14 protein-coding genes are annotated in these 12530 nt (G+C 53.8%); 2 read left to right on the top strand and 12 right to left on the bottom strand.

Annotation, left to right across the window (positions count from 1 at the left end; all coding sequences use genetic code 11):
• Positions 1-25: 25 nt before the first annotated feature.
• The 12 genes from yqeK to spoVAC all read right to left on the bottom strand — a co-directional run bounded on the left by yqeK (position 26) and on the right by spoVAC (position 10854).
• Positions 26-601, bottom strand: coding sequence for a bis(5'-nucleosyl)-tetraphosphatase (symmetrical) YqeK (yqeK, locus tag BN2762_RS12695; RefSeq protein WP_055107335.1), 576 nt, complete (start codon positions 599-601; stop codon positions 26-28).
• Entirely contained in the window at positions 585-1178 is a 594-nt protein-coding gene (locus BN2762_RS12690; protein WP_055107334.1) for a nicotinate-nucleotide adenylyltransferase, read from the bottom strand. Before BN2762_RS12690 ends, yqeK begins: the two co-directional genes overlap by 17 nt.
• A gap of 21 nt (positions 1179-1199) precedes the next feature.
• Positions 1200-1490, bottom strand: coding sequence for a ribosome assembly RNA-binding protein YhbY (gene yhbY, locus BN2762_RS12685; protein ID WP_055107333.1), 291 nt, complete (start codon positions 1488-1490; stop codon positions 1200-1202).
• Between the two features lie 66 nt (positions 1491-1556).
• Positions 1557-2426, bottom strand: a complete 870-nt coding sequence (aroE, locus tag BN2762_RS12680; RefSeq protein ID WP_055107332.1) for a shikimate dehydrogenase — start codon at positions 2424-2426, stop codon at positions 1557-1559.
• Positions 2427-2564: 138 nt separating this feature from the next.
• A complete protein-coding gene (gene yqeH / locus BN2762_RS12675; protein ID WP_055107331.1) occupies positions 2565-3692 on the bottom strand; it encodes a ribosome biogenesis GTPase YqeH in 1128 nt (375 codons plus the stop codon).
• Positions 3689-4213, bottom strand: a complete 525-nt coding sequence (locus tag BN2762_RS12670; protein WP_055107330.1) for a YqeG family HAD IIIA-type phosphatase — start codon at positions 4211-4213, stop codon at positions 3689-3691. The genes yqeH and BN2762_RS12670 overlap by 4 nt, the downstream gene beginning before the upstream one ends.
• 187 nt (positions 4214-4400) lie before the next feature.
• Positions 4401-6638: a DUF4129 domain-containing transglutaminase family protein gene (locus tag BN2762_RS12665; RefSeq protein WP_055107329.1), complete on the bottom strand. Its 2238-nt coding sequence runs from the start codon at positions 6636-6638 to the stop codon at positions 4401-4403.
• Complete coding sequence (locus BN2762_RS12660) at positions 6635-7885, bottom strand: DUF58 domain-containing protein (RefSeq protein WP_055107328.1); 1251 nt, start codon at positions 7883-7885, stop codon at positions 6635-6637. Before BN2762_RS12660 ends, BN2762_RS12665 begins: the two co-directional genes overlap by 4 nt.
• A 4-nt stretch (positions 7886-7889) precedes the next feature.
• Complete coding sequence (locus BN2762_RS12655) at positions 7890-8846, bottom strand: AAA family ATPase (RefSeq protein ID WP_055107327.1); 957 nt, start codon at positions 8844-8846, stop codon at positions 7890-7892.
• Positions 8847-8981: 135 nt separating this feature from the next.
• Positions 8982-9332 carry a stage V sporulation protein AE gene (spoVAE, locus tag BN2762_RS12650; protein ID WP_055107326.1) on the bottom strand — a complete coding sequence of 117 codons (351 nt, stop codon included), beginning with the start codon at positions 9330-9332 and terminating at the stop codon, positions 8982-8984.
• A complete protein-coding gene (gene spoVAD, locus BN2762_RS12645) occupies positions 9329-10351 on the bottom strand; it encodes a stage V sporulation protein AD (RefSeq protein ID WP_055107325.1) in 1023 nt (340 codons plus the stop codon). Before spoVAD ends, spoVAE begins: the two co-directional genes overlap by 4 nt.
• Positions 10352-10353: 2 nt before the next feature.
• Positions 10354-10854 carry a stage V sporulation protein AC gene (gene spoVAC, locus BN2762_RS12640; protein WP_230202510.1) on the bottom strand — a complete coding sequence of 167 codons (501 nt, stop codon included), beginning with the start codon at positions 10852-10854 and terminating at the stop codon, positions 10354-10356.
• A 388-nt stretch (positions 10855-11242) separates the two neighbouring features.
• Here spoVAC and BN2762_RS27740 point away from each other — a divergent pair, with 388 nt between their 5' ends.
• Both BN2762_RS27740 and BN2762_RS12635 read left to right on the top strand, forming a co-directional pair.
• Positions 11243-11389, top strand: coding sequence for a hypothetical protein (locus BN2762_RS27740; RefSeq protein WP_222861078.1), 147 nt, complete (start codon positions 11243-11245; stop codon positions 11387-11389).
• Positions 11390-11414: 25 nt separating this feature from the next.
• Positions 11415-12488: a M42 family metallopeptidase gene (locus BN2762_RS12635; protein WP_055107324.1), complete on the top strand. Its 1074-nt coding sequence runs from the start codon at positions 11415-11417 to the stop codon at positions 12486-12488.
• Positions 12489-12530 lie beyond the last annotated feature (42 nt).

Genomic DNA, 12530 nt, shown 5'->3' with positions numbered 1-12530 from the left:
ACCTCCTGAATGATTAATGTATATTTTATTGGCTTCTTATTTGCAAAATCAAATCATTGCGCGCTAATACCGTCGTCGGAAAAATACGCTTCCGTTTCTCGATCAGGAATGAAATCGTCGAATCAAGCCCTGCTACGAGCGCTGCCTCCAAGCTGTGTTCAGCCAGCTCGCGAATGCGGTCCACGCCCGGAAAATCCCGGCCCGGCTCGATATAATCGGCAAGGCAGATGATTTTGTCCAGCTTGGTCATTCCGACGCGCCCTGACGTATGATAGCGGATCGCATCGATTACCCCGGCATCCTCCACGCCGTAATCCTGCTGCGCTACAAAGGCGCCGACCTCGGCATGAAGCAGCTGCTTATCGTAATCCAGCAGCTCCATATTCAGCTGATGGTCACGGATGACCGCCTCCTGCTGCTCCATCGGCCAATATTTGGCCACATCGTGAAGCAGTGCTGCCAAGTCGGCCCGCTGCGGGTCTTCGCCATAGCGGCGGGCCAGCATGACCGCCGATTCCATTACGCCCAGCGTATGTGCCCAGCGCCGCTCAGGCATTTGACCGGACACGATGGCCATTAATTCCTCACGGGTGTAGTCCATATAAACCGCTCCTTGTCATATAATCATACACAGAATCCGGTACCATGTACCTTATGGATTGACCGGCGGCTAACCGGCTCCGGATCATGCTGGACGATATATCGACCAAAGGCATCTCCGCCAAATGGACGGCATCCTGAATGAACGGAGGCAGAGCATCCAGCTCGAGGAAGCTGCCCGGGCGCTGAAGCCCGATAAATGTCAGCATCTCCGTCAGCTCGTCAATGCCTTCCCACTTGGGAAGATAGTTGACCATGTCCGCACCGATGATGAAATAGAGCTCCAAATCGGGATACTGCTTCCGCAGCTCTTTGATCGTGTCAACCGTATACGATACGCCCCCGCGGCGGAGCTCGATATCCAGCGGCTTAAAGGCCGGATTGCTGCCGATCGCTTCCACCACCATAGCTAGGCGCTGCTCGCCGCTGACCCCGGATCGATGCTTATGGGGAGGCGTATGCGAAGGCATGAACCATATTTCCTCGAGCTTGAACTGCTCGCGGGCCCTTTCTGCGGCCAGCAGATGGCCGAGATGGATCGGGTCAAACGCTCCTCCCATGATGCCGACTTTTTTCATACCAATCCCTCCCGGCCCGGCTTAAGGCAGCTCAATTTGCTTATATTCCCGCGATTCCTTGTACAGTACGATCGTTCTGCCGATCAGCTGTACCAGCTCGGCGTCTGCCCCCGCAGCCAGCTCAGCTGCGATCTCCTGCGGATCGTCCAGATTGTTGTTCAGAATCGACACCTTGATCAATTCGCGGCGCTCCAGCGCTTCCGAAATATGCCGAATCACCTGCTCATTCGTTCCGCCCTTTCCGACCTGGAAAATCGGCTGAAGATGGTGCGCCAGGCTGCGCAAATAACGTTTTTGTTTTCCCGTAAGCATGTAATACAAAACCCCTTAATATTCAAATGTCCTGCTTATGTTAAAGATGAGATATATGAGCGAAGATTATGCCTGCAAGCTGCTTAAAACGGCGGCACGCATCGCTTCAACCGGCGCAGGGCGCCCCGTCCAATACTCGAAGGCGTAAGCGCCCTGGTACACGAACATGCCTAGGCCGTTGTGAATGCGGCAGCCGATTGACTCTGCTCTAAGCAGCAGCTCGGTCTTCAGCGGATTATAAATCAGATCGCTAACGACCATGTGAGGCGCAAGAAGCTCTGCGGGAATCGGCAGCTCGCCAGTCCTAGGATACATCCCGACCGATGTCGTATTAATGACAATGTCGATATGGCTCTCTTGCAGCAGATTGGCAAGCTCCTCCATTTTACACGCGCTGATATCCCCTAGATGGGACCACTCGTCAGCCAGTTCCTGCGCTTTACCGATCGTCCGGTTAGCGACGACGACGCTTCCCGGCTTCTCCTGCAGCAGCGCATATACGATGCCACGCGCCGCACCGCCGCAGCCGATCACCAGCACATGCTTGCCGGACAAGTCGGCAACGGCCTCTTCCTTGAGAGAGCGAATATAGCCTATTCCATCCGTGTTGTAGCCGGTAAGAACGCCGTCCTCGTTGACGATCGTATTGACAGCGCCGATTTGCTTCGCGGCTTCATCAATCACGTCTACGTATTTCATGACATCCACCTTATGCGGCACGGTTACGTTAACGCCGCGATAGCCTAGAGCTGTGATGCCCTTAATGGCATCCCCCAGCCGCTCCGGCTTGACATGCAGCGGAACGTATGTGCCTGCGAGGCCGGCAGCTTCCAGGGCCGCACTATGCATCGCCGGCGACTTCGTTTGGGAGATCGGATCGCCCATAACGCCGAACAGCAGCGGCAGTCCGCCGTTCCCCTTTAATTCATTACCCATTCTGCTCTCCAGCCTCCCTCTTTCAAACCTGAAAGCACGCTTTTCCCGATTACTAAATCTAATTCAGCAAATTTAACCAACAGCAATTTAACTAATTCAATGGATTCCAGTCTAGTAAGTCATTTCAGACAAGTCAAATTAAATTAGCGATGGACGAACCATAACCTTGATCCCTTTCGGGACATGGGCAGCAACGACGCAGCCATTCTCGCCGTTGATCTTGATCCAGCCGAGGCCTGAAATGAATACGTCCAGACGGCTTCCCCTTGGGATTCGGAATTCATGCCGCGTGAATTCTGGCAGCTTCTGCAGATTGTCGCGCGAGGGCGGAGAGAGAAGCTCTCCGCCATGCACCTTGAACAGCTCATCCGCTTTCTCCAGCTTCGTTCGGTGGATCGGCGTCCGGCCGCTTACGAAGCAGGTGAATGATTGGCGCTCTCCTTGAATGAAATCAAAACGTCCAAAAGCTCCAAAGAACAGTGTCTGCCCTTCGTTCAGCTGATACACGGCCGGTTTGATCGGTTTGTCGGGCAGGATGGAGCCCAGATCCTCCGGGCTTACCAGCTCGCTGAATCGAGAAGGATACACGATTCCCGGCGTGTCTATGATCGCGCGGCCGTCATCCAATGGAATATGTACCATATCCAGCGTAGTTCCCGGGTAGCGCGATACGGTCAGCTCCTGATCCAAATCGCTGTAATCGCGGATAAGCCGGTTGATCAGCGTCGATTTGCCGACATTAGTGGCTCCGACGACGTATACATCGCGATCGCCGCGAAGCTCGGCAACAGCTTCCAGCAGGCGATCGAATCCGCTGTTCTGCTTGGCGCTGCAGAGGACGATATCCTCCACCTTTAGTCCGGCTTCCTTCGCTTCCTTCTGCACCCAGTTGCGGACTTTATTCCAGTTGGTTACCTTCGGCAGCAAATCGATTTTATTCACCGCCAGCAATACGGGATTGTTGCCGATGAACCGCTGCAAGCCCGAAATAACACTCCCTTGGAAATCGAAAATGTCTACAATGTGAATAACAAGCGCCTGTTTGCTGCCGATCTGGCTCAACAGCCGTAGGAATTCATCCTGCTCCACCGTAATGGAAGAGGATTCATTATAATTCTTAATCCGGAAGCAGCGCTGGCAAATGACCATTTCCTTCTGAATGGCCTGCGCTGGCACGTATCCGGGCTGATCCTTATGCTCGCTCTGCAGCTTGATGCCGCAGCCGCTGCAGCGCTCGGCGTTCATTACGCCCTGTTCCTCTCTCATTTGTTCTCCTCCTCCAGCCATAGTCCGCTCTTATGAAGCCGATGCTTGACGATTCGTTCCAGCCGGCGGTTAAATCTCGTACCAAGGCCCTCATCGCTTGACGCGATCGGCAGCACCAATACCGTGAACAGTCCCAGGCGATTGCCCCCGTATACATCGGTCATCAGCTGGTCGCCGACTACGATGACTTCCTTCGGGGCTAGTCCCATCATGCTAAGCGCTCTGCGGAAGGCAGGGCCGAGCGGCTTCCTTGCCGCATGCACAAACTCGATATTTAAAGGGGTAGCGAACTTCGACACCCTGTCCAGATTATTGTTTGACACAATGACGAGTTTAAACCCGAATTTCTTTACTTTTTCGAACCACTCGACGAGCTCGGGCGTCGCTAATGGAGCCTTTGCCCCGACAAGGGTATTGTCCAAGTCCGTAATAATCCCCCGGTACCCTTGCGCGTAAAGACTTTCCAAGTCAATATCAAATACGCTGTTTACTCTCAGCTTCGGCAAAAATCTCTCAAACAAATACGTTCACCTCGGTTTCATACGACAAACTATACCACAATCTTCCCGCGACTTCCTTATATTTTAAAAAAGAAAACGTCCCCGTTGCAAGCATCGGGGACTTTTCGGAAGAACATGCAATTCCCTGCTAATCCGATCATGAATAGCTCCATATATTTCATGTCTGCTTCAATCTCTACCCGGAATTTTACCGGGATTTCTTTCTCCCCCGGATCGCCTTGCTCAGCTTGCGCGACAGATCCCTTACTTCCTCAAGATGCGCCGGCAATACGGTGTCCGGGCTATAGTTGGCTTTCTCGAAGCTTATCAGCAGAGGGCGCAGCAGCTCCGACCACTGCGGCTGGCTCAGCTCCCAGCGCTCGAAGGCTTCCCGCAGCGTCTCGTGCTCTTCCCTGTACAGTCCGTGCCGCCGCAATCGGCGAACGATACCGAGAACCTCGAAGGATATCTGCTCAGCCAAGGTCAGGCTGCGTCCCAGCCGGATTCTCACCAGCGCCAGACGAAGCTCATGCCGGATCAAATACAGCAGTGACAAAACGAGAGCAGTCACCGATAAGCCAAAAACCCAGCGCAGCGTCCTTGGGTCTACATCGCCCAGCATACTGGTCGGCTCCGCGCTGCCCGGGCTATCCGCCTCCAGCTCCTCAGTCCATGTCTCTTCGCCTTCCTCCTCAGGGGTCAGCAGCGTCGTATCAAAGCCTGGAGTCGGTTCAAACGGAATCCAGCCGTATTCCTCGCCAAAATACAGCTCGACCCAGGAATGCGCATCCGAATTGCTCACGCTGTAGCCGCTCTCCATTCCCGGATATTGCTGAAGCATTGTCTCGCTGGGCATGCTGCCTGGCGCATAACCCTTGACCCATCTCGCGGGAATTTGCAGAGAACGCGCCATCATGACCATCGAGGTCGAATAATAATCGCAATAGCCCTGCTTGATTTCAAACAAAAAGCTGTCGACGAAATCCTCGCTTTGCTTGCGGGACAAATCGGGCTTGTTCGTATATTCGTAGTTCTGCCGCAAATAAGCCTGCAGCAGCTCCATTTTCTCATAAGGCGTACTGCCCTCCGCCGTAACCTCTTTCGCCAGATCGCGCACCCTTTGCGGAAAACCGGACGGAATTTGCAAATATTCGCTGTCCACGCTGCGGGATGAGTACAGCGCATCATAGCTCATCTGCCTGAGCTCGTCCACCGGAATGAGCGGGATCTCGGCGACAACCTTATAGCGTCTTGGATAATCGTCGCCCGGATCGGCCCCCCGGTACCCGTTCCAATGAAGCTCTGCTTCCCTGCTCGCCCAGTTCATCCGCGGCCGGGCTGCTTCCTCCTCCAGCAGCTCCACACTACTGATCGAGTAACCGCCGAACAAGACCGGATAGGAAAGATCCGTCTGCATCGTCACGATTTGCTCCACTCTGCGAGTCTTCATCTTGCCCGCGTCGCGGTTCACCAGCGGCTCGCTATCAGGTCCTCCTCCGTAGAATTCCGTATCTCGCCCTTCCTTGCTTAAATCAGCCCAGCCAGTACCGGTATATATCCGGCGCGTCTCTCCTCGCCAATACGAGCGAACATCAGAGCTCACATTCATGACCGGACTGTAGCTGAATTCGAATCCGCCTCCCAATTTGGTATCGTCCCGGCTATAGCCGGACATGACTTCTTCAGTGGAATTCGGCGTCGTTGCAACGCTCGTATCACTGGATGGAGCAGCTCCCGGCGCAGGCGCAATTTCGGGCCCTCTTTTCTTCCAGGCGGAATACGGATCGGTTAAAGTCGGAGAGACCGAAGGCATGCTGATGCCTATCAGCAGCACTGAGGCAAAAATAACGAAAATATTCAGTGTAATCTTTAGCGGCTCTTTGCGCAGCTTTACCCACCCTTCCGGGTATTTAAGCTGAAATTGGCGGAAATGCAAGCATACGAGCCAACCCAATCCGGCGAATACAAGCCAAGCCACGTTGCCCCATAAATAATAGGAAGTGAATGAATCCAGTATCGTCAGGGCAAGCAGATTGCAGCTCAGGAAGATCAATATTTTGAATCTGTCCGTCAAGAGGCGGATCAGTAAATCAAACAGTCCCCAGGCGGCCAGGGAGAACCAGACATAAGGAGACACGTTCCCCAGAAATTGGCCAGCCTGATCTGGAAAGAGCGGTCCGCTGGGATAATAAATATAAGTGCCGAGTACAATTTGAAGAATGACTATGACGGCAAGGGACTTCATCGCCCAATTTAACCAAGCGCGGGAATGCAGCAGAGCTTCACATAAAGCAACGGCAATCAGCGTAGCAGTAACGAGAACCGTCGTCTCCCGGTACCACATATACTTCGTATAATCTACCCATTGGAAAGCGATAATTATCATCCATAGAAGAACGAAGAACCTGTACCATCTGGGCTCAAGCGGCTGGGCGGTTCTATTCATGCCGTCCCCCCTCCCATCGCGACAGGAAGCTCCTGCAGGGAGGAGACACACACTCCACGTATCCCCCCAGGATCCATGGCCGTTTGCCGGGATTTCCGCATTCCTGCTCCTTGACCGGGCGTTGTGACCTGAATATGATAAGGCGTCATCCGCTGCATTCTCGCCCAGCCAAGCACAGCGGCCGCCGTCTGATCTCCGGCAGGACTAATCCAAATGAAGAAGGAGCTTTCCGGGAAAAAATCGCGGATCTCATCCAGCCGCCTTTGATGGCTGCCGCTGCCGTCCGCATCGATATCCACCAGGTGCTGGATCATTTGCTGCCGCTCGATGTATCCTTCAGCTGGCGCGAATCTGCGCAGTTCCTTGCCAAGCGTGCAAAGCCCCATGCTGATCCTTTCCCGCAGCCCATATTCGAGCAATGAGGCGCAGACGGACACCGCCAATTCAAATTGCTGCGAAGATCCGTAGCTGCTCGTGCTCGCATCCAGAACCAGTACGGTCTTCGGAAGGGATTCATGCTCGAATTCCTTCGATTTCCAGGTGCCGGTCTTCGCCGTAGCATTCCAGTGTATTCTTGAAATCCGGTCGCCGTAGACGTAATCGCGGACCCCGTTGATTTGCGTGCTCTCCCGCCGGGAGTTGGAGAACGCCGTTTCCGGTCCCGGCAGCCTCGAATTTCGGCTATAAAGCTGCCAATGCGGGATAAATACCGTTCTTGGAAGCACGCGGAACTGCCCCGGGGCCTGAAATTCTCCCTTATGCTCCATGAGTCCGAAAATATCCTCAGATCTGCATTCCGTTCCGGCAAATTCATATTGTCCCCGTTCCAGCGGAGGGGTGTTATACACGAGCTCCGCTTGGCCGCGAATCTGGGGAACAACGCTGTCCTCGAACACCCAGGAATCGCCGTTATGACGCCTCATAACCTCCCGAGCGATAATATACGGCAGCGGCATCAGACGAGGGAGCTGCAGCTTCAGCCTAATCTGAGCCCGATCCCCAGCCTGAAGCAGGAATTGCTCTCCATCTGCAGACAGCAAAGTCCGGCTTCCCTGAATGCGGCGAACTCCCCACAGGCTAACGAAAAGCCAATACCCTGCAAGAAGGTTAACCATTGCGAATAACATCAATGAAGTTTTGCCGCCCTGGAATAATAGATAAAGAAGACACGCCAGCCATAGGAAGACCACCTTCCAATATTTCAACAAACGTACGCCTGTTTTCCATGTGCTAAGCAGAGCCCGCATCTTATCAACCTACCGAAGATACAGGCACATGCGCCTGGTTAATGATTTGCTGAATCACCTGCTGGGAGCTCATGCTGCCAAGCCGGGCTTCGGGACGAAGCAGAATCCGGTGTCCAAGCACGTAGGGCGCCAGCGTCTTAATATCGTCGGGAATAACGTAATCCCGTTCCTGGAGGAAGGCATACGCTTTAACAGCCATTACGAAAGCGAGCGATGCCCGCGGGCTGGCGCCAAGAATGACGGCATCATGCTCCCGGGTGCGGCGGACGATGCCAAGCAAATAATCGCTCAAGGCATCGCTCAAATAAACATCGCGGATCTCCTCTTGAACCGCGGCGATTTCATCCATGCTGGTCACTGCCACCAACTGTTCTACGGGCTGGCCCTTGGTATGGAATCGCAGCATCGCCTTCTCCGTCGCCTCATCGGGATAGCCCATCGAGATTTTCATCATAAAACGATCCAGCTGAGCCTCGGGCAGCATATAGGTTCCCTCGAAGTCGATCGGGTTCTGCGTGGCACAGAGCATAAAGGGATGGGGCAGATCATATGTATGGCCGTCCGCCGTTACTCTGCGTTCCTCCATCACCTCTAGCAGGGCAGACTGCGTCTTCGTCGTTGCCCGGTTAATCTCATCAGCCAGCAGAATATTCGTCATAACCGGTCCCGGCCGGAATACGAAACGTTCTTCATGCGGGTGAAATACGGATACTCCCGTAATATCGCTCGGTAAAATGTCGGGATTGCATTGGATGCGTCGATAGTCTCCGCTCATGGATCTAGCCATCGCTTTGATGAGCTGGGTCTTTCCCGTGCCGGGCACATCCTCGATCAATACGTGGCCTCCGGCAAGAAGAGCAGTGAGAAGAAGAGTGATTTCAAATTCTTTTCCCAATATGCAGGATTCCAGGTTCGCTCGAACGGCTGACATCGTTTGTATCGATTGCTCTCTTACGGGCATCAATGATTTCCTCCTAAGACATAATTCGTCACAACCTATACTTATTGTACATGAAGTAGGGAGGGGAAGTACACTTAAGGAAAAAAATCCCCGCTAAAGCATTATGGCGCTTTAGCGGGGATTCCCTTTAACAAATTAACCTCTCGGACGGACGACAAGGGCAGCCAGGAACGAGAAAATGATCGCAGCCGAGATCCCGGCGCTGGTCACTTCGAATATGCCGGTAATAACCCCGATCCAGCCATCCTTCTGCAGCTCAGTCAATGCCCCGTGCACCAGCGAGTTGCCGAAGCTTGTTATCGGTACAGAGGCTCCGGCGCCGGCGAATTTCACAAGCGGATCATACCACCCGAACGCATCCATTACAGCGCCCACCACAACCAGCGTACTCATCGTATGGGCCGGAGTCAGCTTGAGAACGTCGAACATCAATTGCCCGACAACGCAGAACAATCCTCCGACGATAAACGCCCACAGAAAAATCATTGCCCAACATCCTCCATTTCCAGAGCTACCGCATGAGCGATGCAAGGGATGCTCTCACCCTGCTGATAGGACAGAGGCGACAGCAGTGCTCCGGTCGCAATGACCAGTACCCGGGTAAGCTCTCGTTGTTTTAATTTCTTCAGAATATGACCGTAAGTGACGACCGCTGAACAACCGCAGCCGCTGCCTCCCGCCAGCACATAAGGCTGCTTCTCCCGGTCATAGATCATCAGGCCGCAGTCCTTGAACTCCGTCCCGGCCATGGCCAGCCCATCCTTGTTCAGCATATCCTTCACAATAGCATGTCCCACAGAAGCGAGATCTCCCGTAATAATGAGATCATAGTCATCAGGGGACCGGCCGGTATCGCGAAAATGGGCCACAATCGTATCGGCGGCTGCGGGAGCCATCGCTTCTCCCATGTTGAAGGGATCCTTCACGCCAAGATCCTGGATTTGGCCGATCGTAGCATAGGTAATCTTCGGCCCGGTGCCTTGCGAGGATACGACGGCACAGCCTGCGCCTGTAATCGTATACTGGGCCGTCGGCGGCTTCTGTGACCCATATTCGGTCGGATAGCGGAACTGCTTCTCCGCCGTACAATTATGACTGGCCGTGCCGGCCATCGCATACCGGGCTGCGCCCGAATCTACAATCAGGGCGGCCAGGGCGAGGCTCTCCATCGAGGTGGAGCACGCCCCGAACACGCCAAGGTACGGAACAGCGATTCTCCTTGCCGCAAATGTGGCGCTGATGATCTGGTTCATCAAATCTCCGCCAATGAATATTTGCAGCTCGTCCTTGGAAATCCCGGCATGAACGAGCGCAAGAGCAGAAGCGTGCTCCAACAGCTTGCGTTCGGCCTTCTCCCATGTCTTCTCATCGATTTCAAGGTTGTCATAGGTGAAATCGAAATCCGCGGACAGCGGCCCAGCCCCCTCTTCGGGGCCGACCACCGCCGCAGCGCCAATAATGGCAGGCTTGGAGGCGAACCTCCAGGTTTGCGAGCCGATTAACATCGTTAATGCACTCCTCCCAAACCAAAAATAATGTGAACTACACCTACTAAGAACGCAGCCACCACACCGAACACGATTACGGAACCAGCCAGCTTGAACATACTGGCACCGACGCCCAGTACAAGCCCTTCCGCCTTCGATTCAATCGCCGAGGAACACATGGAGTTCGCAAACCCTGTTACCGGCACCGCTGAGCCTGCTCCGGCCCATTGCGCGATTTTATCGTATACACCCAGCGAGGTCAGCACGACGGAAATGATGATCAATACGGCAACGGTCGGGCTGCTGGCTTCCTGTGACGTCATATTGGCAAATGTCATGAACAGCTGCTGGATGCATTGGCCGATCAGGCAGATCGTACCGCCGACAAGAAAGGCTTTGATACAGTTTCTAAAAACCTGCGTCTTCGGTCTGTGCTCTTTGGCAAGCTCCTTATATTCCTGCTCATTCATCGATAGCGAATTAAGCCTGAATCTGGGTCCTGATTTGCTCTTGGCCGGCAATCGCCATTCCTCCTTTCCTAAGTGATGCCTCTGGTTTCCTGTTACTTCTTCTTATTGCTCTTATGGATAACAGCTAGCCTCGCATGAAATTCATTCTTTGCCACGTATTATTTGCGGCTTCAACGTTTGTTATGTTTGGTAAATCATCCATAATGGCGATCATGGACAGCTTTTTGTACAAACCAAAAAGCCGCGCTCCGATGAACGCGGCCTTTCGAGAATCTGTTCCTTAACATCTAACATCCCTCTGTAATGGCTGCAATCTCCTGTAAGGTGACTTGAACAGCGCTTCACGCTGCGCCTTGTAGTTAAGGAGAGTGCGCTTCCCGCCCTCTTTTTTCCTGCATGCAACCTTGTTTACAAATATTGAAGCACAATAACGAGTAAAATGAACAATAAGCAAATCAGCAGCCAGTCCTTCGAGTACCGTTCCATCCCTTTGCCTCCCTATGACTCCCAGCATGCTCTTCTGCAATTATATGCATCGCCCTTGTTCGAGGTGCATGGACAATCCGGAAAAGCTGGTTCATACTAAAAATAGACGGAAGGAGAGAGAGACTATGAATGAAGAAACACAAGCACTATTTAAACAATTAACCGAGTTTCCAGCAGCTCCAGGATTTGAAAGAAATCTTCGGGCATTATTGAAAGAGAAGCTATCGGCATATACGGACGAATTTGTGCAGGATCGCCTGGGCAGCTTGTTTGGCGTCATCCGCGGGGATGAGCTGGGACCTAAAGTCATGGTGGCCGGGCATATGGACGAAGTAGGCTTCATGGTCACCGGCATTACGGAGGCGGGCATGATCACGTTTCAGCCGCTTGGCGGCTGGTGGAGCCAGGCAGTGCTGGCCCAGCGCCTGCAAATAATTACGCCTGACCGGACGATCGTCGGCGTGGTCGGCTCTACGCCGCCGCATTTGCTGGACGAGGCCGCCCGCAGCAAGCCGGTGGATCTTAAATCGATGTATCTGGACATCGGGGCGGATGACCGCGCTGAGGCGGAATCCTTCGGCATTCGGCCCGGGCAGCAGATCGTGCCGATTTGTGAATTCACCCCGCTGGCCAACCCGAAGAAGATCATGGCGAAGGCCTGGGACAATCGTTACGGCGTCGGACTTGCGATCGAGCTGATGCAGGCCGTACACGGCAAGAAGCTCCCGAACACGCTGTACTGCGGAGCTAATGTACAGGAGGAGCTTGGCCTGCGCGGCGCCAGAACGGCGGCCAATCTGATTGGACCGGACATCTTCTTTGCCCTGGATGCCAGCGCTGCCAACGATATGACCGGGGACAAGCGGGCCTTCGGCAGGCTTGGTGAAGGGACGCTGCTGCGGATTTACGACCCGACTATGCTGACGCATCGCGGCCTGCTGGAATACGTGCAGGATACAGCCGATACACATCGCATCAAATATCAATACTTTGTCTCTCCGGGAGGCACCGACGCAGGGCAAGTGCATTTAAACGGAATCGGCGTCCCGTCGGCTGTTATCGGCATATGCTCCCGCTATATCCACACTTCCTCTTCGATAATCCATACGGACGATTACGCGGCGGCCAAAGAGCTGCTGATCAAGCTTGTCGAAGGGCTGGATCGCAGCACGTTGAATACGATTCTTGAGAATAGCTGAGAGCAAGCTGACCCTAAGTTGACTTCAAGCTAACATAAGCCG

The organism is Paenibacillus ihumii, assembly GCF_001403875.1.
GTDB classification, from domain to species: Bacteria; Bacillota; Bacilli; order Paenibacillales; family Paenibacillaceae; genus Fontibacillus; species Fontibacillus ihumii.
The sequence above is the reverse complement of the archived record's forward strand: the minus strand, read 5'-3'. Positions and strand labels throughout refer to the sequence as shown.

Excerpts from the sequence above, each read along its gene's own strand:
- BN2762_RS12635 (WP_055107324.1), top strand. The coding sequence starts at position 11,415 with ATGAATGAAGAAACACAAGCACTATTTAAACAATTAACCGAGTTTCCA.
- BN2762_RS12660 (WP_055107328.1), bottom strand. The coding sequence starts at position 7,885 with ATGCGGGCTCTGCTTAGCACATGGAAAACAGGCGTACGTTTGTTGAAA.
- spoVAE (WP_055107326.1), bottom strand. The coding sequence starts at position 9,332 with ATGATTTTTCTGTGGGCGTTTATCGTCGGAGGATTGTTCTGCGTTGTC.
- aroE (WP_055107332.1), bottom strand. The coding sequence starts at position 2,426 with ATGGGTAATGAATTAAAGGGGAACGGCGGACTGCCGCTGCTGTTCGGC.
- yqeK (WP_055107335.1), bottom strand. The coding sequence starts at position 601 with ATGGACTACACCCGTGAGGAATTAATGGCCATCGTGTCCGGTCAAATG.
- BN2762_RS12665 (WP_055107329.1), bottom strand. The coding sequence starts at position 6,638 with ATGAATAGAACCGCCCAGCCGCTTGAGCCCAGATGGTACAGGTTCTTC.
- BN2762_RS27740 (WP_222861078.1), top strand. The coding sequence starts at position 11,243 with ATGAACAATAAGCAAATCAGCAGCCAGTCCTTCGAGTACCGTTCCATC.
- BN2762_RS12655 (WP_055107327.1), bottom strand. The coding sequence starts at position 8,846 with ATGCCCGTAAGAGAGCAATCGATACAAACGATGTCAGCCGTTCGAGCG.
- yhbY (WP_055107333.1), bottom strand. The coding sequence starts at position 1,490 with ATGCTTACGGGAAAACAAAAACGTTATTTGCGCAGCCTGGCGCACCAT.
- yqeH (WP_055107331.1), bottom strand. The coding sequence starts at position 3,692 with ATGAGAGAGGAACAGGGCGTAATGAACGCCGAGCGCTGCAGCGGCTGC.
- spoVAD (WP_055107325.1), bottom strand. The coding sequence starts at position 10,351 with ATGTTAATCGGCTCGCAAACCTGGAGGTTCGCCTCCAAGCCTGCCATT.
- BN2762_RS12690 (WP_055107334.1), bottom strand. The coding sequence starts at position 1,178 with ATGAAAAAAGTCGGCATCATGGGAGGAGCGTTTGACCCGATCCATCTC.